The organism is Bacillus sp. FSL K6-2944, from assembly GCF_038005385.1.
GTDB classification, from domain to species: domain Bacteria; phylum Bacillota; class Bacilli; order Bacillales; family Bacillaceae_G; genus Bacillus_A; species Bacillus_A cereus.
Window position 1 is genome coordinate 158,664 of sequence record NZ_JBBOTE010000002.1, and the last position, 20,771, is coordinate 179,434.

Below are 20,771 nucleotides of genomic sequence, written 5' to 3' on the forward strand. Positions count from 1 at the left end.
AGGAGCATTGCTGTATGAAAAAGAAAATTGGTTTGCTTGTAATGGCATACGGAACGCCATATAAAGAAGAAGATATTGAACGTTACTATACACATATTCGCAGAGGAAGAAAGCCAAGTCCTGAAATGCTGGAAGATTTAACAGAGCGTTACCGTGCAATTGGTGGTATTTCTCCTTTAGCTACTATTACATTAGAGCAAGCTAAGAAGTTAGAGAAGCGTTTAAATGAAGTACAAGATGAAGTAGAGTACCATATGTATCTTGGCTTAAAACATATTGAACCGTTTATTGAAGATGCGGTGAAAGATATGCATAACGACGGAATACAAGATGCAATCGCACTTGTTCTTGCACCTCACTATTCTACGTTTAGCGTGAAATCGTACGTTGGACGAGCACAAGAAGAAGCTGAGAAACTTGGAAACTTAACAATTCATGGCATTGATAGCTGGTATAAAGAGCCGAAATTCATCCAGTACTGGGTCGATGCAGTGAAAGGTATATATAACGGTATGTCAGATGCAGAGCGTGAAAAAGCAGTATTAATCGTATCTGCACATAGCTTACCAGAGAAAATTATTGCAATGGGCGATCCATATCCAGATCAATTAAATGAAACAGCGGACTATATCGCGCGCGGAGCTGAAGTAGCAAACTATGCAGTAGGCTGGCAAAGTGCAGGAAACACACCAGATCCTTGGATTGGTCCAGATGTACAAGATTTAACGAGAGAACTAAATGAAAAGCACGGTTATACTTCATTCGTATATGCACCAGTTGGATTTGTTGCGGAACATTTAGAAGTTTTATATGATAACGACTTTGAGTGTAAAGTTGTAACGGATGAAATTGGCGCGAAATATTATCGTCCAGAAATGCCAAATGCAGCGGACGCATTTATTGATTGTTTAACAGATGTTGTATTAAAGAAAAAAGAATCTGTACTGTAAGAAGAAAGGGGGAGCCTGCTTGAGGAAAAAGGTTGTGATCATCGGCGGAGGCATCACTGGATTAACAGCAATGTATAACTTACAAAAAAATATTCATGAAAAAAACTTGCCGATTGATACATTACTTATAGAAGCATCGGGTAAACTTGGCGGAAAAATTCAAACCGTTCGAAAAGATGGATTTACAATTGAGCGCGGACCAGATTCTTTCTTAGCACGAAAAGAAAGTGCAGCTAGATTAGTGAAAGAATTAGGTCTTGGCGATGAACTTGTAAATAATCAAGCCGGTCAATCATTTATCCTTGTAAACAATCGGTTACATAAAATGCCGAATGGATCAATGATGGGAATTCCAACGCAAATTACGCCGTTTCTATTTTCCGGGCTGTTCTCCCCAATTGGTAAACTAAGAGCTGGCTTTGATCTATTAATGCCGAGGTCAAAGCCAGTATCTGACCAATCACTCGGACAATTTTTCAGACATCGTCTTGGAAACGAAGTGGTTGAAAACTTAATAGAGCCGTTACTATCGGGTATTTATGCAGGGGATATTGATGAAATGAGCTTAATGTCAACATTCCCGCAAATGTATCAAATTGAGCAGAAACATCGCAGTATTTCACTCGGTATGCGTACGCTCGCTCCGAAAGAAGAGAAAGCTGAACCGAAAAAGGGAATGTTCCAAACAGTGAAAACAGGTTTAGAATCTATCGTAAAATCTCTCGAAGCAAAGATGCATGAAGGTACGATAATAAAGGGAACTCGCATTGAAAAAGTTGCAAAACAGGGTGATGGTTATACGATTACTCTTAGTAACGGAAAAGAAATAGAAGCAGACGCCATCGTAGTGGCAACTTCGCATAAAGTATTGCCGTCCATGTTTGCTCAGTACAAGCAGTTTCGTTTCTTCCGTAATATTCCAGCCACATCCGTTGCGAATGTGGCACTTGCTTTCCAAAAGTCTGCAATCCAGCGCGATATTAATGGTACAGGATTTGTCGTATCACGAAATAGCGATTACACCATTACAGCATGTACGTGGACGCATAAAAAATGGCCACATACAACGCCAGAAGGAAAAACACTCCTTCGCTGTTACGTTGGACGTGCTGGTGATGAAGCGGTTGTAGAACAAACTGAAGAAGAACTCGTTCAGCTCGTACTAGAAGATTTAAGGAAGACGATGGATATTACAGAGGATCCAGAGTTTACAATCGTAAGCCGCTGGAAAGAAGCGATGCCTCAATATACAGTAGGCCATAACGAGCGAATGAAAAAGCTCACAACATTTATGGAGAAAGAGTTGCCTGGTATATACTTGGCAGGTAGCTCCTATGCTGGTGCTGGACTTCCAGACTGTATGAATCAAGGTGAGGAAGCTGCAAAGCGTGTATTATCTCATTTGGAGAAAGTAATAGATGCTGAATTAATCGCACAATAAATTATAAGAAACGCCTTCAATCATATTGAAGGCGTTTCGTTTATTATATAAAATACTTATTCGCCAATAAACATATATAAGTTATTTGGCTTTATAATAGCATCTCCTGCATAAATAACCCACTCTGTTAAGTTATCAAAATCTAAATGATAAGAATTTCCTTCACTCATATCTTCTATAAAATATGGTTCATTAATGAGTATTCCTTGAATGAAATCTTCCGTAATGTTTTGCATTTCAAACCACATATGTTCACTTTTTCCTTCTTCGTAGGAGACACCAAACTTAGCAAGGAAACGAAAATCTTCATTTGATTGTTCAATGTGAAAAATGTTGCTGAAATACCCGAAAGTATTTTTCGCATTGTAAGCCATACGATCGGTTTCACTATTTGTTTTATAGAACATGAGCCCTGTAGCTTCCTCGTGTTCTTTGAAAAAACTTTCAATATATTCTCCTGAAGTATTAAATTTGAATAAGAGAACGGATGGAGATTGATGGTATTCATCTCGGGCATCCATTCCGCCTAAGAATGTATTTTGTGCATCTATTGGTTGTAGTTTCACTTCTTCATCCTCGATTGAAGATAATTGGTCCATACACGTTTTATGCCCTATATAAGATAATCCTTTTTCCCACGGAACAGCGACTGTATGTATAGAACCTTGCTGACTATGCGCGATAACGATAGGCTCATTCATAGGGACTTGTCCATTCTCAACGGCATTATTAGCAAATGTTTGAAAGAGATCGCCAATGCCGTAGTAGGAAGAAATGCGATTTGGAATAATTAACTCTATTTCAGTTACGCCTGCTCTTAAAAGACCATGTGTATGAAACCAATGTTGCGTAGGCTCGCCTTCTTTATCGTCTTCATAAACGGAATGAATAACGTATAAGTCAGGAATGTCAGGTAATAATTCATTTTCAACGTGATATTCAATATAGCTTCTAGATAGCACTTTCATTGCTGCACTTGAATCGATTACAAATAACAAATCTGGGGCGAGGTTCCATAAAAACTGTAACTGCTGGAAAAAGCAGTCCAGTACATCGCCTACAAACAGCGTACGAGTGAAAATTTCAGTACCGAAAGCCGCATCTTCAAAATTACGATCTACGATTGTAGAATCTTGTCTATTGTACATTTTATATTCTTCTGGGTCATTCGCCTCATCAATATGCAGTTCATACGGTATGATTGTTTCATTCATATGTAACTCAACAATAAGGCTTGTCTCATCACTATAAACAATTTTTAACTCATCAACTTTAGTAGCGATAGTTTCTAGCCGTTGTTTTAACTGCTCAATTTTAATTCTAGTTGGTATAACGGCAATCATATCTGAAAAATGACGTTCTAATGTTCCATTCATAGCTGCGCGGTATGTTTCTGTTTGCACTTCCATCCAATCACTCCTATTCAAATGAATCCATTTTACATGCCAATCAAATGTCGATATTTTCTGTTTTCTCTCTAACATTATAGAGTGCATTTGTAGAAGGTGTAAAATTATTATTTTGTATTATAGTTTGAAAGCTTGTAAATTAAATAAATCTTTTGTAAAATTTGTCGAAAAATAGTTCTATATAACGAATCATTTGTTATGATAGAAATGCTGAGAAAATATGAAATAGGGAGAGGAAAATGGCTGTGAAGAAATTGTTAAGCGTCTTTTTATCATTCTTGCTATTGCTTTCATTTACTGGAACTTTAGCGCAAGCAGAAGAAACTGCTTCTATGTCAGTAGAAAAAGCAATTCAAGTATTTAAGCAGCAAGGGAAAACGAAGGGGATTGTGGAAGGCTATATTGTCGGATATACGCAAAGTTCTTCTAAATATACGAAGGATCCAGCTAAGTTTGATGATACAAACGTAGCAATTGCAGATTCGCCAAACGAAACGAATCCAGACAAAATCATGCCCGTTCAGTTGCCAAAAGGTGATGTGAGAACGGCAGTGAATGTAAAAGATCACCCTGAAAATATCGGGAAGAAAGTTAGTTTGACTGGGACTCTTGAATTATATTTTAGTAACCCAGGCCTAAAATCAGTAACAGCTTATAAGTTTCAAGGTGAAGGACAGAATCATGTTAGCGATGTAGTAGCTTCACCGAACGGCGGAGAAGTTGCTAAAGGAACAGCGGTAACATTAACGACGAATACAGAAGGCGCAACAATCTACTATACGTTAGATGGCTCTAATCCTACTAATAAAAGTGTTCGTTATAATGGACAAATTATAGTGAATGAAAATAGTGTAGTGAAAGCAATCGCAGAAAAAGAAGGACTTACTTCTTCAGCAATTTCGACATTTTCATTTATTATCGTAAATAATGAACAGGTTCGTATTCATGACATTCAAGGAAAATCACATATGTCTCCTTACAACGGGAAGAAAGTAAACAATGTGGAAGGCGTTGTAACAGCGCTTGATAAAAATGGTTTTTATATAGAAGATAATCAGCCAGATAATGATCCAGCTACTTCAGAAGGTATGTACGTATATAAAAAAGATGCGAATGTAGCAGTAGGAGATCTTATTCAAGTTGATGGAGTAGTAGAAGAATATGTTGGACCAGGCTATGCAGAGCGATTTGAAACAGACTTAACGACGACAGAAATTAAGGCGAGTCGCGTTGCTGTAATCGCAAAAGATCAATCTTTGCCGGCACCGATTGTACTTGGGGAAAACGGTGTGAAAATCCCAGACCAGATTATTGATAATGATGCATTTAGTTTATTTGATCCAAATGAAGATGCAATCGACTTTTATGAAAGTATAGAAGGTATGCGTGTTACGATGCCAACACCAAAAATTATTACACCTCAGAAAAACGGAAATTTATATGTAACAGTAAAAAATGGTGGAGATAAAGTAGTAACACAATATGGCACACCTCTATTAGATGAAAATCAATTAAACCCAGAGCGCCTTTCTGTAAAAGTACCTCGTGATTATGTAGCAAAAGTAGGAGATACTTTCACTGGAGATATAACAGGGGTAGTAGGATATGATTACGGTTCTTTCCGTATTTCGCCAATAACAGAACTGCCAGCTGTAGTGGATGGTGGATTTAAGCAAGTAGGCGCAAATATTCAGCCACGTCTTGATAAGTTAACGGTTGCTACATATAACATTGAAAACTTCTCAGCGAATAAAAAAGAAACAACAGATGAAAAGGTAAAAGCGTTAGCGTATTCTATTAAATACAACTTAAAAATGCCAGATATTATCGGTGTAGAGGAAATGCAAGATAATAACGGATCAATTAATGACGGTACAACAGATGCGTCATTAAGCGCAAAACGTATCATTGATGCAGTTCTAGAAATTCGTGGACCGAAGTATGAGTATGTAGAAATCGCTCCAAACAATAATCAAGACGGAGGAGCACCAGGAGCGAATATTCGCGTCGGCTTCTTCTATAATCCATCACGCGTGAAATTAGCGCCGGTACCAAAGTTACTTGATAAAAATGTTGTTCGTATTGGAGACGAAAATCCATTATTTGAAAGTACACGTAAACCGTTAGCGGCAGAATTTACGTTCCAAGGACAAAACATTGTTGTCGTTGCAAATCACTTAAACTCAAAACTAGGAGATGCAACGCCATTTGGAAAAGTGCAGCCGCTCGTATTAAAAAGTGAAGACAAACGAATTCAGTTAGCACAAGAAGTAAATCATTTCGTGCAAGGAATTCAGAAAAAGAATACGAATGCACCAGTTGTCGTGTTAGGTGATATGAACGATTTCGAATTCTCTAAACCACTAAAAACTCTAGAGGGAACAATCTTAAAAGATATGTTAAACACAGTGCCAAAAGAGAATCGTTACACGTACATTCACGAAGGAAATGCACAAGTGTTAGATCATATTTTAGTAACAAATAATATCGCACCACACACAATTGTAGATCCAGTGCACTTAAACTCAAATATAATGAAAGAGCACGGACGTGTAAGCGACCATGACCCAGTACTTGCTCAAATTGATTTGAAGAAAGCTTCTTAAAGAAAGGAACGCTTAGGTGACTAAGCGTTCTTTGTTTGCATCGTTATAGAATAGTATAAAGAGATGATTCCTTTTTTTGTAATCTAATGATAAAATTGATTGAATATTTGTAACTACTCAGCCACCTTTCGGTGTCTTTTTTAAATTTTACTAGTTTCATATGCCTCCCATTTGTAAATACTGAGTATATCAAACAGGGGAGGTGAATCTTATGGTCGATCGAAAAATTATTTTAGATACATATAAAAAAGGACCTGAAGCTGTTATTTCTTTATTTGAAGAAACATTTTCTAAGTTAGAAAAACGTATACAAGAACTAGAAAATGCTTCAAAAAAAAACTCCAAAAATAGTCATAAGCCACCTTCTACAGATGGTTTGGGTAAGCCCGTTACAAAAAGTTTGCGCAAACCGTCTCATCGTCAAACGGGTGGCCAGTTGGGCCACAAGGGACATACTCTTGGTTTGACAGCGACTCCAGATCATACGATTACACATTCTCCTACATATTGTACTTGTTGTCATACTTCCTTGAACCACGAGCCTGTAAAAGGGTATCGCATTCGCCAAGTGTATGACTTACCACCTATTCAGATCGAAGTGACAGAACATAAAGTAGAACAGAAAGAATGCCCACATTGCCATTCTATCCAAGAAGCCCAATTTCCTTCGACAGTATCTCGTCCTGTTCAATATGGTCCAAATATAAAAAGACTGATTCCCTATTTAACGCATTATCAATGCATTTCTTTGAAGCGAACAAAAGAATTCTTTCAGGATTGTTTTGGACATTCTATAAGCGAAGGAACCCTGGTAAATCATACACAGGCTTTCGCTTCTCAATTGCAGCCATTCATAAAAGAAGTAAAGGAAAAGATTCTGCAGTCTCCTGTTGTCCATTTTGATGAAACTGGTATGCGTGTAGAAAACAAAACACAATGGTTACATACTGCCAGTACACCGGAGGTGACATTGCAACATATTCATCAAAAACGTGGAAAAGAAGCAATGGATGCTGGAGAAATCTTGCCATCTTTTTCTGGAATTGCGATGCATGATGGTTGGAAATCGTATGATGCGTATACAGATTGTCGTCACGTTTTATGTAATGCCCATCTCTTACGAGATTTACAAGGAATTATAGATAGTACTGGAGAACAATGGGCACAACAGATGCAGAAATTTCTAACGCAAGCGTTGACGATGAAAAAGCAATCCGAAGGTACCATGCCAAAAGCGACGCAAAAGAATCTGTTTATTATGTATCAATCCATATTGAAAGAACAACAGATTCTTTCCACGAAACAAAAGAAGAAAGGAAAGCAGACGCCTTCTCAAAATTTATGGAATCGCTTCGTCAAGTATTCTGACAGAATTCTAGCGTTTTTAGAACATCCAGCCATTCCATTTGATAACAATCAAGCAGAACGGGATATTCGGATGACGAAAGTAAAACAGAAAGTGTCTGGGACTTTCCGAAGTAAGAAAGGCGCAGAATCTTTTTGTCAGATACGAAGCTTTATGAGTACCATGAAAAAACAAAAACAATCGGTCTTACAAGCGATAAACCAAGTCATAGAAACTAGAACGGTTCCTTGGAATAACACGACTTCATAAGAGAATTTCTCTATTTGGCATAGATTCTTTCTCTGATTGGAGTATTTTCTTTTCATGTTTTCGAATCGGAAACATGTATTTGGCCTGTTTTTTTATTTGAAGAAGCTGAGTAGTTACGAATATTTAGTTTTTAATAAGGAGGACAACAATGCAGTTACAAATAAATGGAAAGGTAATGAATCAGTTTGCAATTTTTTTTAGTACGATCATCATGCTTCAGTTTGTAGCTGATATAACAGGACTTACAAGCAATCTAGATATGACGTATAACTTAATACATACAGCAGCTTCTTATATAACATTTAGTTTGGCGGTTATTTTCACTTTAATAGGTGCAAGAAGAGAATTAAGTAAATATGCAATTGTTTCATTATGTTTAGTAATAGCGATTAAAGCGATTTATTTTGTAGCGGTTGTTATTTTATGGGGATTGGCAGGTACACCGTAAGTGAATAGTAAATAAAACCCTAATTTCCAATATAGTAAGGAAATTAGGGTTTTATTATACTTGAAACGCCTTTCTACACCGCTCTCTTTTTTGCAACCTTCTTCTATATTTTTTTCTATCCCGTTTTACTCCTTGTATATACATGATTAAGCTAACGAAGAGGAAGAAGGCACATTGTATTGTCAAAATATATGGTGACATGCCATGCAGCGGCTGCCTTGGATCATATAAATGAATAGGTGCTCCGCCTATTGTAGGGAGTACCGTATTTAGCAGGACGTAAGGAATAGAGGTAGTTGCAAATGGAAATAGAAGCGCCATATAGTCTTTTTGGGACCATGCAGATGCAGCAAGTCCTAAAAGAGCCATCAAACCTGCAAATAAAAAATTAATTCCGATATATACAGCAATGTAAGTGATGGGAGAAGTTTCATATAAGTTTGCGAACATCCCGTTATCATTTATAATGCCTGAACCAGCCGTTGGTACTCCGTCTGGAATGGTTAATTTGCAAAATAATAACGATAAGATGAATGGAAATGTATAAAGAAGTCCGCCGCAAAAAAATGTAACGATATATTTCGTTACTGAATAAGAAAATAAAGAAATTTCTTTACTGACAAACGGTTTAAAACCATCGGACTTATCCGAGTTATAACTTGTACTAAAGGGAAGACTTGCAATAACTGGCATTAATAATAAATAAACATCCATTTCATTTCCACGAAATCCAATCCATTTAATATCCGTCGATATAGGTCCATTCGCAGCGTCTCCTAAATAACGAATTACATAATAATAATGATAAATACAAATAAGAACAAATCCACTAAACATAATAATTAAAGAAACACGATTACAAAAAGCTTGCTTTATATTTAAACGAAGCGCACGTATCATGACTGAAAAAGCCTCCACTATTTTGATAAACTTGTCTATTTTCTATATTACTATTAATTGTAAAGATTTTCTTGTTTTTTTATTTGATTATTTGAAAAAGAGGAATTTTGTTGTTGTGAGGTAAGGTTTAGCTGAAAGAAATTTTTCTAAAATATGGTTGACAATTAAGTATTACATTTGTAATCCTAATTGTAGATTACAAATGTAATACTTAGGAGTGAAACATACGATGACAAATCAATTACCTAAAATATCTGAAGCGGAATTAGAAATTATGAAAGTACTTTGGTCGAATTCTCCACAAACAGCGAATGAAATTATAGAAGAACTGGAAGATGCAATGGACTGGAAACCAAAAACAATCCGCACATTAATTAATCGATTAGTACAAAAGGAAGCCGTTTCTTACCATCAAGATAAAGGGCGAATGTACGCTTATTATCCGTTAGTATCACAACATAATTATTTGCAAGTGGAAACGAAATCTTTACTAAAACGTTTTTGCGGTGCAGCGTTTAAGCCATTACTTGTTAATTTCTTAAAAGAGGAGAAATTATCTTCAGAAGATATTAATGAATTAAAACGCATTTTAGATGAGAAGACAGAGGAGAATAAGAGGAAGGATCGATAAAAATGATAAACACGCTTATAAATGTATACCTTCCTCATTTTTTTGATTGGCTTATAGAAACGTCACTTATGGCTAGCATATTAGTGGGTTTTATTTTATGTATAAAAATTTTATTTAGAAATAAATTAACACCCCGGTGGCAATATATGCTGTGGATCGTATTAATGGTAAGACTCCTTTTACCGTGGTCGCCAGATAGTTCTTATAGCATTTACTCATTACTTTCCTATCGTTCTAGTGTATCGGAAGTTATTCCAAAAAATATGCCGGCTACTGAGAATATAGTGAACATAGAAAGCGACCGTAAAGTGGAATTGGAATCAAATCCTAAAATGGTGACAAAAACTAGCGAACCGGAAGTAGAAGTAAGTTCGGAACAACAGACTACATTTTCTTTATACAAAATTGCTTTGTATGTGTGGCTAGCTGGGGTCATCGTATTAGCATATATTACGTTTCGTACAAATAGACGGTTATATTCGTACATAAAGAAACAACCGGATATTACGAATGAACAGGTCGTTACAGTGTTTAATCGCTGTAAGCAGTCTATGAAAATAAAGAAGGCAGTTTCGTTACGTCTGGCGGGAAAGATTGCGAGCCCAACTGTGTTTAGTTTCTTTCGTCCGAAAGTATTACTATCAAAAAAACATATGAAAGTATTAAATGAACAACAATTACAATATGTCTTTTACCATGAGTTAGCTCATATTAAGAGAAACGATGTAGCTGTAAATTGGATTATGTACAGTTTAATCCTATTAAATTGGTTCAATCCGATTCTTTGGTACGCCTATTTTTGTATGCGAGAAGATCAAGAATTAGCCTGTGATGCATATGCACTTACTTTTATAGATAAAGAGGAACAAATTGCATACGGACATACAATTATTACCCTTCTACAACACTATTCCTATCAAGTACCAAGCCTAGCAAATTTAAGTAGAAATAAACGAACACTAAAAAGGAGAATCGTTATGATTAAAAAATTCCAAAAGAAATCGTATCGTCTTTCTTTACTTGGAGTTATTGCTATAGTTGCTATTGCATCCCTTTCTTTATTCAATGCACGTGCAACGGAAGGAAAAGAAAAGCAAGAGGATAAAGTAGAGCAGTCAAAGGATGCTTTCCAAAATGCTGTAGATACATTATTTGGTACAGAGGAAAAGGCGAGAAAAGAGTGGGGAATGTCAAACTGGCAATATGAAAACCGAACAGCCTTTTTATATCATGCTGAAAAAGCTTTGAGAAAGGAAGAGTTTGAGAATTATGTGCAGTTATATAAAGAGGTATTACAGATCGAGAAAAAAGGATTAGTTAGATTAAACTTACCCGAAAATTTCCAAGGGGATATAAAAGAGGTGAAAGAAGAGCGCTTAAGTACAGAAGATCGTGAAAAATTAAAAGAAATTCGTAATAAAACAACTCCTTATGAGGATAAGGTAGGGAAGTATTTAACATATACAGTTGAAGAAGTGCAGCAACATGTTGATTTCAAAATCAAGAGGCCAACTTATACAATTAAAGGATATACCCAAAAAGACGAAAGAGTGAATTATTATCTTAAGATAAAGCCGGAATTCACTATTGAATTAGAATATGCGAACGGAAAAGGAAATTATACAATTTCTCAATCGCAAGTTTTTGGGGAAAGCAAAGACCCATTTAGCCACCAGTTTATAGTGCCTGAAAATATAGAAAAGTACGAACTAGAAGGGAATCAAATATTCTACGCTACTCATCACTCGGATAGTAATTTACAAGGTATGAAGATGATTGTTCCAGCAAAAGGGAAAGATAGTGCATATCAAATTGTCATTATTAATCATAGTTTAGAGAAGCAAGGAGAAGCAGTATTTGATAAGAATGTAAATAAAGAAGAGTTAGAGAAGGTTATGCTTTCTATGGTGAAATAATAAAAAGGTGTTCTTAAGATGTATATCTCAAGAACACCTTTTCCTTTTCTCTTTTCTTCTGATAAACTATGGACAGTATGATATACACTGACTGGAATTTTTTTATACTGGAAATAATAAAAAGAGAACTTGTATAGAATGTAAGCGTGTGGTAATATCAAAGATGTACTGATTGACTATATTATCCAATTGGTCATTTTTGGAGGTGACAATGTGGCGATAGATCGAAAACGTTCTATTATTGAAGCTGCAACAAAGTCTTTTTCAGCGTTCGGTTATAAAGCAACAACGATGGATCAAGTAGCGAAGTTAGCGAATGTAGGAAAAGGAACGATTTATACTTTTTTCAAAAATAAAGAAGAGCTATTTGGTGAAATTATTTCTAATTTAATTACAGAAATGAAGCAAGTTGCAGAAAGTGCAATTCGTTCAGATGTTTCATTTTTTGAAAATGTACATAGAGCATTATATAGCATCTTGGAATTTAGAAAAGAACATCAGCTCATGATTAAATTAATTCAAGAAGAGCGCGATATGGGAACGAAAGAAGTACAAGAAGTTATGCAACAAGTTGATGTGGAAATCGTTTCTGTTATTCAATCGTATTTAAAAATTGCGATTGAAAAAGGTGAAATTAGCAAATGTGATCCAGAAATTACAGCATTTATTATGCTTCGTCTATATGTATCGCTTATTTTTGATTGGGAAAAAAATCATGAACCGCTTGAAAAAGAAAAAATTGCAGAGTTATTTGAACTTTATTTACTAAAAGGATTGTCAAACTAAGATGATCCTTTTAATTTTATAAAAAATGACCAAATGAATAATACGGTCATATATTTAAGTTAAGAGGGGATATAGAAAAATTATAATCATAATGAGAAAAAGTTGCATAGTAATAAATTCGGGGATAAGGCATATGTATGAACAAGTATAGCCTTTTTGTTTGGGTGAAAATGACTATATGAACATTTTGGTCATTTTATAAAAGGGGGAGAAATTATGAAAGGGAATCAGTTACTTCGGAAAGAGTTCACGGAAATTATAAAAAGTAAAAAAATATTAATTCCAATTATTGCGGTCTTATTCGTACCGATTTTATATGCAGGGATGTTTTTGTGGGCCTTTTGGGATCCGTATAAACAGTTAGATGACTTACCAGTTGCAGTAGTCAATTTAGATAAAGGCGCAGTATTTGATGGGAAACCAATTGAGGTCGGAAAAGGGCTCGTTGATAATTTAAAAGATAATAAAAGTTTTAAATGGGAGTTCGTAAGTGAAAAAGAAGCGAAGAAAGGAATGGAAGGTAGAAAGTATTACATGTTAGTGCGCATTCCAGATGACTTCTCAAGTAACGCTACAACGTTACTAAAAGACAATCCAAAGCCATTAAACTTAGAGTACATTCCAAACGAAAGTTTAAACTTCTTATCTTCACAAATTGGAGGAACAGCCATTGAAAAGATTAAAACTGAAGTATCAAGCACGTTAACGAAAACATATGCAGAGAAAATGTTCGATTCTATTAAAGACGTCTCAAAAGGATTAGCAGATGGATCAGAAGGGGCAAGTAAACTACACGACGGATCAAGTGAATTGCAGGTTCTGGTGCAAAAAAGCGAAATGATTTGAAAATGCTCTTTCAAACTTGGCAATACTGGTGCTATTACTAAAAAAAGGTGTGTGATCAGTATGGAAAAAGAAAATATATTCAAATGGAAACAGTATCAGCCTGATATCATTGTATTAACCGTACGTTGGTACCTGCGGTACAACTTAAGTCTTCGTGATTTAGTGGAAATGATGGAGGAAAGAGGATTATTCTTAGTACATACAACAATTATGCGATGGGTGCATCAATATGGACCAGAATTAAATGAGCGTATTCGAAAACATTTGAAACCAACCAATGATTCTTGGCGTGTGGATGAAACATACATCAAAATCAAAGGAGAGAAAATGTACTTATATCGCGCGATTGATTCTGAAGGAAACACGATTGATTTTTATTTAAGTCGTAAAAGAGATGCGAAGGCTGCCAAACGTTTTCTAAAGAAAGCCTTGGCTTCTGTTCATGCCACAAAACCTCGTTCGATAACTGCTGATGGCGATAAAGCCTATCCTGTTGCAGTACGTGAACTAAAGGAAGAAAAGTGTATACCACACGGTATACCACTTCGTGTAAAAAAATACTTAAACAATATCATTGAGCAAGATCATCGGTTTATCAAAAAACGGATTCGGAATATGCTAGGATTGAAATCATTCCCTACAGCTATAAAAATGATTACTGGAATAGAAGCTATGCATATGATCAAAAAAGGACAAACTCTCCAAGGGGAGAAGTCTGTCCAAAAGCAGATATATCTTATCAATGAACTCTTTGGTTTAACAGCATAAAGTTCCATTCCGTTAGGAATCTTCTATTCTTTTTTCACATTCCACTATTGTTGCACCAGAACCCTTTGTAAAGAATTCTTGTTCTTGCTGTAACGTATCCATACGATCTAAACGAAAATTGCGTATTTGTTTTCGAAGTAAGCAATGTGCAACGATGTACCAAATTCCCGAAATATTGACTAAGCCGTAAGGATGGACGGTCCGCTGCATTTTTGTATTTTCCCTCGGTTTACGATAAGAAAAAGAGACAGCTTGTTCTTTTTGTATAGATTCTTGCAACAGAATCAGTTGGTTTTCAAGTTTTTTTTGTTCAGGTTGTTGCTGCGAAAATATAGGAGAAAGAAAACGAAAAGTTCCTCGTAATTCCCGGGCTTTCTTTTGTTGATCAGCAGGGAGAACAATTTCAAGTTTCTCTTTTGCTGATCGTGCATGTACAGAAAAAGAAGAAGTGAAAGTTTTCTCGATATAATCACCGCCTAATAAAAGAGTAACAGCCTCTTCAGGCGTAAGCTGAATGGGTGGTAAGAAATAACCATCCATTAATGAATAGCCGTAGCCAGGCATTGAATAAATAGGAACACCCGATTCGTTAAGTGCATCCATATCTCGATAAATAGTTCTTATACTAGTTTCGAATTTTTTAGCCAAGCTTTGTGCTGTAACAGTTTGTCTTCTTTGTAATTCAATTAATATAGCTAATAAACGATCTGTCCGATTCATGGAATATCACCTTCAAATTTTTATAAATATACCTACTGTAAACTTCTAAAAGCAGTATAAATTCCCCTGCATTAACAGACTTTTACCTATGTATAATATTAATATAGTAAAATCATAACAACCGATATTGCAGTTTCCAATAATATACTATATAATCAATTTAAGAAAACGTTTTCATGCAAAGGGGGAGAATTTCGTGTCGACTATAGAGGACGTGGCGAAATTAGCGGGGTTATCAAGGACAACGGTTTCTAGGGTGATTAATAATCATCCATATGTTTCAGATGAGAAGAAAAAAAGGGTTCAATTAGCAATGAAGCATTTAGGCTTCGTTCCTAATTCTGCGGCGAGAAGGCTTCGTAAACAAAAAACGGAAACAATTGCGGTGCTAGTTCCAAGGATTACAAATCCTTTCTTCAGTAGATTTATCGAAGCAATCGAGATTGCTGCTTCTGAACATAAATATAAACTGATTATTTGTCAAACAAGATATTTACCGGAAAAAGAGATGGAGTATTTACAATTATTATCTACGAAGCAAGTAGATGGGATTATTCTATGTTCACTAGAAAACCCGTGGGAAGATGTAGAGCCATACTTACAGCACGGTCCAATCGTGTTGTGTAATGAATATATTGAGGAAGCAAATATTCCAACAGTGAAGTTTGATCATGCGCAAGGAGCATACATAGCTGCGAAGCATGTGTTAGATCAAGGATATCGTAATCTTATTTTTTGCCGTGGTAACGAAACCAAAGTTGTTAGCCAGCAGCGAAAAATGGGCTTTTTACGTGCAATAACTGAGAAGAGCCGCCAAGTAGAAGCGATTGACTTTCTTGAAAACGCTTTCTCTTGGGAAGATGGAAAACGAATATTCCATGAAGTATTAAAGGACAAAAAAAATCCTACCGCGATTTTGGCAGGAGGCGATGAGGTAGCAGCTGGAATTATCTCAGAGGCGAAACGCCATAACTGGAGCATTCCAGATGATCTCGCTGTTATCGGTTTTGATAATCAAATATTATCGCAGATTACAGAACCAGGTATTACGACAATTGAACAGCCAATTGATGAAATGGCCCGAAAAGTTGTCGACCTAATGATGGATAAAATCCATACGAAAAATTATCGAAAAAAAGAATTGTATGAGTTTGAACTGGAGCTCTTGGTGAAAGGTTCAACGATGAAGAATAAGATGTTATTAGCCTAGTAGACTATATCTGCTAGGTTTTTTTTATGTTCACAAACTACTATTCTTCGTGAACGCAATCATCACATTTGTTATGGTATGCTTCGTGCTGCTCATCAATTTCTTTCCCGCAGTGCGCACAAGTTTTCGTCGGTAAATTTCTGAAAAACTCCATTGGTTGATCGATCATGTCAATCCCTCCATTTCCATTTCTTACTATTATTGTATTAGTACAAAAAATAAAAGTCAACAACTGTTTTATAACAAAATTGAAAATTAATGAAAAAGTTTAGGAAATGGATTATAGTTAACAATGTAGGATGTAAGCAAAACATGCATTTCTACTCGGTTTTAGAAAGGATGGATACATATGAAAATGACTGTTGTCGGCTTTTGGGGCGGCTTTCCAGAAGCGGGAGAAGCAACGTCGGGGTATTTGTTTGAACACGATGGTTTTCGTTTACTTGTAGACTGTGGTAGTGGTGTACTAGCACAGCTTCAAAAATATATAACACCGTCTGATATAGATGCAGTTGTACTGTCGCACTATCATCACGATCATGTTGCAGACATTGGGGTATTGCAATATGCGAGACTAATTACGAGTGCGACAACAAGGCAACTACCAGAACTACCAATATACGGTCATACATTTGATGAGAATGGATTCCATTCTTTAACGCATGAACCGCATACGAAAGGAATCCCGTACAATCCAGAAGAAACACTTCAAATTGGACCGTTCTCGATTTCATTCTTAAAAACTGTTCATCCTGTTACATGCTTTGCGATGCGTATTACAGCTGGAGATGATGCTGTAGTATACAGCGCTGATTCAAGTTATATTCCTGAATTCATTCCATTCACAAAAGATGCTGATCTTTTCATTTGTGAGTGTAATATGTATGCACATCAAGAGGCTGCAAAAGCAGGGCATATGAATAGTACAGAAGTAGCAAGTATTGCAAAAGATGCGAATGTAAAAGAACTTTTATTAACGCACTTACCGCATACAGGCAACCCATCTGATTTAGTAACAGAAGCAAAACAAATTTTCAGTGGTCACATTACGCTAGCGCATAGTGGCTACGTATGGAACTCATGAGGTGATACGATGTTATTTATTGATAATAAAGGAATTACAGACCCTAGAATAAACTTAGCAATTGAAGAATATTGTGTGAAAAATTTAGATATTAACGAAACATATTTACTGTTTTACATTAATGAGCCTTCGATTATCATTGGTAAAAACCAAAACACAGTAGAAGAAATTAATGCAGATTACGTAAAAGAAAAAGGTATTCATGTCGTTCGTCGTCTATCAGGCGGAGGCGCAGTATATCACGATTTAGGAAACTTAAACTTCAGCTTTATTACGAAAGATGATGGAGACAGTTTCAGCAACTTCAAAAAATTCACAGAGCCTGTAACGAAAGCGCTTAGTAAATTAGGCGTAAATGCAGAACTAAGTGGTCGTAACGACATTTTAGCTGAAGGCAGAAAAATTTCAGGTAACGCACAGTTCGCAACGAAAGGTCGTATGTTCAGCCACGGTACGTTACTATTTGACTCTGAAATCGATCACGTCGTATCAGCGTTAAAAGTAAAAATGGATAAGATTCAATCAAAAGGAATTAAGTCAATCCGTAGCCGCGTTGCGAACATTACAGAGTTCCTAAACGAAGAAATGACGACAGAGGAGTTTAGACAACTTCTTCTAGAAACAATTTTCGAAGGAGAAACAGAAATCCCAACGTATGAATTAACAGAAAATGTTTGGAAAGAGATCCACAAACTTTCTGAAGAACGTTACCAAAATTGGGATTGGAACTACGGAAAATCACCGAAGTTCAACTTACAACATTCACACCGCTTCCCAGTTGGACAAGTTGATGTTCGTCTTGAAGTGAAAAAAGGAACAGTAACAGAATGTAAAATTTACGGCGACTTCTTCGGTTCATTAGATGTTCATGATATCGAAGAGCGTCTAACAGGCGTTCAGTTCGATAAAGATGCATTCACTGCAGCTTTAGAAGGCGTAGATATTGCACGCTACTTCGGTAACATTACAACAGAAGATTTCTTACATTTATTCTTCTAAAAATGAGGGAGGCTTCCATAACGGGCAGCCTCTTTCTTTTTGCGTAGATTGTCAGGTTTTGTCGGTAAGTCGATATATTTGAAAAATCGCCGATATAAACCGAGTTGCGCTGATATATTTGGAAAATCGCCGATATAAATTGAGTTGCGCTGATATAACTGAAAAATCGCTCATATAATTTCATTTACCAAAAAACATAAAATCACAGGACATTTGCCCCTCGTAAAGGAATATATATATTCAAAAGGAGGCGAATCGAAATGAAAAGGGTAATGTACGTTATATTATTGCTCAGCTTCGTCATCGGAATGACAGCGTGTAACAGTGGATTGCCCTCAAGTCGTACAATTTTGTCTATCGGAAAACCGGCTGAGGATAATGTTATATATTTTACGCATACAGATAACAAACGAAAGATACATGATATACAAGACATGTTTCAAAATAAGAAGTGGAAAAGAAATGAAACATTCAGCACTGTTAATAAAACACCAGATGTCGTCTTATCAATAGATGAAAACAACAAAGGGTTACCGACGTTATATGTTACGGTGTATTTTCATGAAGATGGAGCGGACGCTCTTAACTTGCACGGCGAGCATACGACGTTAAATAAAGAGGAACTTAATAAACTTAGAGAAAAGATGAATGCATATTATCCTAAAATGATTTCTGGTCTAGTTTCATAAATTACTTACAAATAAAATCCCCTTATTCTTCCAAAGTAAACTAAGAGTAGGTGGTCTGTCTATATGCAGTTAATAGAATATCACTTGCCACTTTAATTTTCTTTTAATATAATTAATTTAGAATTTTTAAATATTCTAAATTTTATAAAGGTGGGGTTTTTGTGAATCTCGTTCAATCTTTGGCTGAAACGGCAAAAAAGAAGGGGGATAAACCGGCTTATATATTTATGGATCAGTCGGTCTCATATGACCAATTAAACAAAATGGTCACAAGGTTTTCTGGCAATTTAGCAGAAATAGGCATTGGAAAAGGGGACAATGTCGCATTAGTTGTTGGGAACTCACCACATTTTTTGGTCGGTTTATACGGAACAATGAAAGCCGGAGCAACTGTTATTCCAGTTAATCCAATTTATACAGCAGACGAAATGCATTATATTTTACAAAATGGAGATGTAAAAACAATCATCGTACTCGACGTCCTTCTACCTGTTATACAATCTCTTACAACAAGACTTCCTTCATTAGAAAACATCATCATATGCGAAACCTCATCAGATTTTAACCATACAGAAACCGAAAAAATGAAAACGTTTACTAGTTTTGTGGGGACTGGAGATACAACTTACGAAGGTCCTGAACTAGATGAAGAAGATGTAGCGGTTATCCTATACACTTCGGGCACAACTGGAAAACCGAAAGGCGCTATGCTTACACATAAAAATTTATATAGTAATGCGAGCGATGTGGCTTCGTATTTACAATATACGGCTGATGACCGTGTTGTTGCGGCACTGCCTATGTTCCATGTATTCTGTTTAACAGTGGCGGTAAATGCACCGATTGTGAACGGGGCAACGATTTTAATGTTACCGAAATTTAGTCCGAAAGAAGTATTCCGTATTTGTCGTACGTACGAACCAACGATCTTTGCTGGCGTACCGACGATGTACAATTATTTATATTTATTTGAAGAAGCAAGCGCAGAAGATGTGAAGACGCTTCGTCTTTGTATTTCCGGTGGCGCATCGATGCCTGTTGCTCTTCTACAAAACTTTGAAAAACGTTTTAACGTTATTGTTTCAGAAGGATACGGTTTATCAGAAGCATCACCAGTTACTTGTTTCAATCCGCTAGATCGTCCTCGTAAACCAGGGTCGATTGGCACAAATATTTGGCATGTAGAAAATAAAATTGTAAATGAACTTGGGGAAGAAGTACCTGTCGGCGCAGTCGGCGAATTAATCGTTCGCGGACCTAACGTTATGAAAGGATACTATAATGCACCAGAAGATACAGCTGCGACATTGAAAGACGGCTGGCTATATACAGGTGACTTGGCGAAAATGGATGGAGAAGGTTACTTCTATATCGTTGATCGTAAAAAAGATATCGTCTTAGTTGGCGGTTATAACGTATATCCTCGTGAAGTAGAAGAAGTATTATATACGCACGAATCAGTAGCGGAAGTTGTTGTAATCGGTGTTCCTGATGAAAACTTAGGAGAAGCTGTGCGGGCGTACGTCGTTTTGAAGCAAGCAAACGTAACAGAAGAAGAACTAATGCATTACTGCACGTTACATTTAGCGAAATATAAAGTGCCGAAAAGCATTGAGTTTTTAATAGAATTACCGAAGAATACGACTGGTAAGTTGTTAAGAAGAGCATTGAGAGAGAAAGCGATGCAAGTGTAAAAATGAGGCAACCATCTTTGAAGGTGGTTGCCTCATTTTTTTGTGCATTGATTAAGCTG

17 protein-coding genes and 2 pseudogenes are annotated in these 20,771 nt (G+C 36.3%); 15 read left to right on the top strand and 4 right to left on the bottom strand.

From position 1 onward, the window contains the following. Positions 1-14 precede the first annotated feature (14 nt). Positions 15-950: a ferrochelatase gene (gene hemH, locus MHH55_RS21830; protein ID WP_078186689.1), complete on the top strand. Its 936-nt coding sequence runs from the start codon at positions 15-17 to the stop codon at positions 948-950. Between the two features lie 19 nt (positions 951-969). Further along, positions 970-2,391, top strand: a complete 1,422-nt coding sequence (hemY, locus tag MHH55_RS21835; RefSeq protein WP_078186690.1) for a protoporphyrinogen oxidase — start codon at positions 970-972, stop codon at positions 2,389-2,391. A gap of 56 nt (positions 2,392-2,447) precedes the next feature. Here hemY and MHH55_RS21840 read toward each other — a convergent pair whose 3' ends face one another. Further along, a complete protein-coding gene (locus MHH55_RS21840; RefSeq protein WP_078186691.1) occupies positions 2,448-3,800 on the bottom strand; it encodes a DUF4026 domain-containing protein in 1,353 nt (450 codons plus the stop codon). Between the two features lie 239 nt (positions 3,801-4,039). On the opposite strand from MHH55_RS21840, the gene MHH55_RS21845 reads away from it, so the two are divergent. From MHH55_RS21845 to MHH55_RS21855, 3 genes are all read left to right on the top strand, one after another. Further along, positions 4,040-6,406 carry a DUF6359 domain-containing protein gene (locus MHH55_RS21845; protein WP_078186692.1) on the top strand — a complete coding sequence of 789 codons (2,367 nt, stop codon included), beginning with the start codon at positions 4,040-4,042 and terminating at the stop codon, positions 6,404-6,406. A gap of 211 nt (positions 6,407-6,617) precedes the next feature. Beyond that, positions 6,618-8,021, top strand: a complete 1,404-nt coding sequence (gene tnpC / locus MHH55_RS21850) for an IS66 family transposase (protein WP_100910632.1) — start codon at positions 6,618-6,620, stop codon at positions 8,019-8,021. Positions 8,022-8,169: 148 nt separating this feature from the next. Beyond that, positions 8,170-8,469, top strand: a complete 300-nt coding sequence (locus tag MHH55_RS21855) for a hypothetical protein (protein ID WP_078187965.1) — start codon at positions 8,170-8,172, stop codon at positions 8,467-8,469. A 54-nt stretch (positions 8,470-8,523) separates the two neighbouring features. Here the strand turns inward: MHH55_RS21855 and MHH55_RS21860 are convergent, their stop codons facing one another. Further along, positions 8,524-9,369 (bottom strand): hypothetical protein, encoded by an 846-nt coding sequence (locus MHH55_RS21860; protein WP_078187964.1) that lies wholly within the window; start codon positions 9,367-9,369, stop codon positions 8,524-8,526. Between the two features lie 229 nt (positions 9,370-9,598). Here MHH55_RS21860 and MHH55_RS21865 point away from each other — a divergent pair, with 229 nt between their 5' ends. From MHH55_RS21865 to MHH55_RS21885, 5 genes and pseudogenes are all read left to right on the top strand, one after another. Beyond that, entirely contained in the window at positions 9,599-10,000 is a 402-nt protein-coding gene (locus MHH55_RS21865) for a BlaI/MecI/CopY family transcriptional regulator (RefSeq protein WP_000184504.1), read from the top strand. A gap of 2 nt (positions 10,001-10,002) precedes the next feature. Next, on the top strand, positions 10,003-11,916 hold the full coding sequence (locus MHH55_RS21870; protein WP_078187963.1) for a M56 family metallopeptidase: 1,914 nt from the start codon (positions 10,003-10,005) through the stop codon (positions 11,914-11,916). Between the two features lie 213 nt (positions 11,917-12,129). Beyond that, positions 12,130-12,702 (top strand): TetR/AcrR family transcriptional regulator, encoded by a 573-nt coding sequence (locus MHH55_RS21875; RefSeq protein WP_000963381.1) that lies wholly within the window; start codon positions 12,130-12,132, stop codon positions 12,700-12,702. 216 nt (positions 12,703-12,918) lie between these two features. Further along, positions 12,919-13,515 (top strand): annotated as a pseudogene (locus MHH55_RS21880) (YhgE/Pip domain-containing protein); the annotation flags it as partial. 93 nt (positions 13,516-13,608) lie between these two features. Beyond that, positions 13,609-14,316: an IS6 family transposase gene (locus MHH55_RS21885; protein WP_100910607.1), complete on the top strand. Its 708-nt coding sequence runs from the start codon at positions 13,609-13,611 to the stop codon at positions 14,314-14,316. A gap of 63 nt (positions 14,317-14,379) precedes the next feature. Here the strand turns inward: MHH55_RS21885 and MHH55_RS21890 are convergent. Then, positions 14,380-15,036 (bottom strand): annotated as a pseudogene (locus MHH55_RS21890) (helix-turn-helix transcriptional regulator); the annotation flags it as partial. Positions 15,037-15,232: 196 nt separating this feature from the next. Here MHH55_RS21890 and MHH55_RS21895 point away from each other — a divergent pair. Further along, positions 15,233-16,246 (top strand): LacI family DNA-binding transcriptional regulator, encoded by a 1,014-nt coding sequence (locus tag MHH55_RS21895; protein WP_078187556.1) that lies wholly within the window; start codon positions 15,233-15,235, stop codon positions 16,244-16,246. A 40-nt stretch (positions 16,247-16,286) separates the two neighbouring features. On the opposite strand, the gene yhfH is transcribed toward MHH55_RS21895, so the two are convergent. After that, entirely contained in the window at positions 16,287-16,415 is a 129-nt protein-coding gene (gene yhfH / locus MHH55_RS21900; protein ID WP_000567010.1) for a protein YhfH, read from the bottom strand. Positions 16,416-16,595: 180 nt separating this feature from the next. Here yhfH and MHH55_RS21905 point away from each other — a divergent pair, with 180 nt between their 5' ends. From MHH55_RS21905 to MHH55_RS21920, 4 genes are all read left to right on the top strand, one after another. After that, complete coding sequence (locus MHH55_RS21905) at positions 16,596-17,330, top strand: MBL fold metallo-hydrolase (protein WP_016122068.1); 735 nt, start codon at positions 16,596-16,598, stop codon at positions 17,328-17,330. Between the two features lie 9 nt (positions 17,331-17,339). Then, complete coding sequence (locus tag MHH55_RS21910) at positions 17,340-18,329, top strand: lipoate--protein ligase (RefSeq protein WP_078187555.1); 990 nt, start codon at positions 17,340-17,342, stop codon at positions 18,327-18,329. 260 nt (positions 18,330-18,589) lie between these two features. After that, a complete protein-coding gene (locus MHH55_RS21915; protein WP_000832612.1) occupies positions 18,590-19,018 on the top strand; it encodes a hypothetical protein in 429 nt (142 codons plus the stop codon). A 161-nt stretch (positions 19,019-19,179) separates the two neighbouring features. Further along, positions 19,180-20,712, top strand: a complete 1,533-nt coding sequence (locus MHH55_RS21920) for a fatty acid--CoA ligase family protein (RefSeq protein WP_078187554.1) — start codon at positions 19,180-19,182, stop codon at positions 20,710-20,712. Positions 20,713-20,771 lie beyond the last annotated feature (59 nt).

Excerpts from the sequence above, each read along its gene's own strand:
- MHH55_RS21905 (WP_016122068.1), top strand. The coding sequence starts at position 16,596 with ATGAAAATGACTGTTGTCGGCTTTTGGGGCGGCTTTCCAGAAGCGGGA.
- MHH55_RS21915 (WP_000832612.1), top strand. The coding sequence starts at position 18,590 with ATGAAAAGGGTAATGTACGTTATATTATTGCTCAGCTTCGTCATCGGA.
- MHH55_RS21840 (WP_078186691.1), bottom strand. The coding sequence starts at position 3,800 with ATGGAAGTGCAAACAGAAACATACCGCGCAGCTATGAATGGAACATTA.
- MHH55_RS21870 (WP_078187963.1), top strand. The coding sequence starts at position 10,003 with ATGATAAACACGCTTATAAATGTATACCTTCCTCATTTTTTTGATTGG.
- MHH55_RS21845 (WP_078186692.1), top strand. The coding sequence starts at position 4,040 with ATGGCTGTGAAGAAATTGTTAAGCGTCTTTTTATCATTCTTGCTATTG.
- MHH55_RS21865 (WP_000184504.1), top strand. The coding sequence starts at position 9,599 with ATGACAAATCAATTACCTAAAATATCTGAAGCGGAATTAGAAATTATG.
- tnpC (WP_100910632.1), top strand. The coding sequence starts at position 6,618 with ATGGTCGATCGAAAAATTATTTTAGATACATATAAAAAAGGACCTGAA.
- MHH55_RS21910 (WP_078187555.1), top strand. The coding sequence starts at position 17,340 with ATGTTATTTATTGATAATAAAGGAATTACAGACCCTAGAATAAACTTA.
- hemH (WP_078186689.1), top strand. The coding sequence starts at position 15 with ATGAAAAAGAAAATTGGTTTGCTTGTAATGGCATACGGAACGCCATAT.
- MHH55_RS21855 (WP_078187965.1), top strand. The coding sequence starts at position 8,170 with ATGCAGTTACAAATAAATGGAAAGGTAATGAATCAGTTTGCAATTTTT.
- MHH55_RS21885 (WP_100910607.1), top strand. The coding sequence starts at position 13,609 with ATGGAAAAAGAAAATATATTCAAATGGAAACAGTATCAGCCTGATATC.
- yhfH (WP_000567010.1), bottom strand. The coding sequence starts at position 16,415 with ATGATCGATCAACCAATGGAGTTTTTCAGAAATTTACCGACGAAAACT.
- MHH55_RS21860 (WP_078187964.1), bottom strand. The coding sequence starts at position 9,369 with ATGATACGTGCGCTTCGTTTAAATATAAAGCAAGCTTTTTGTAATCGT.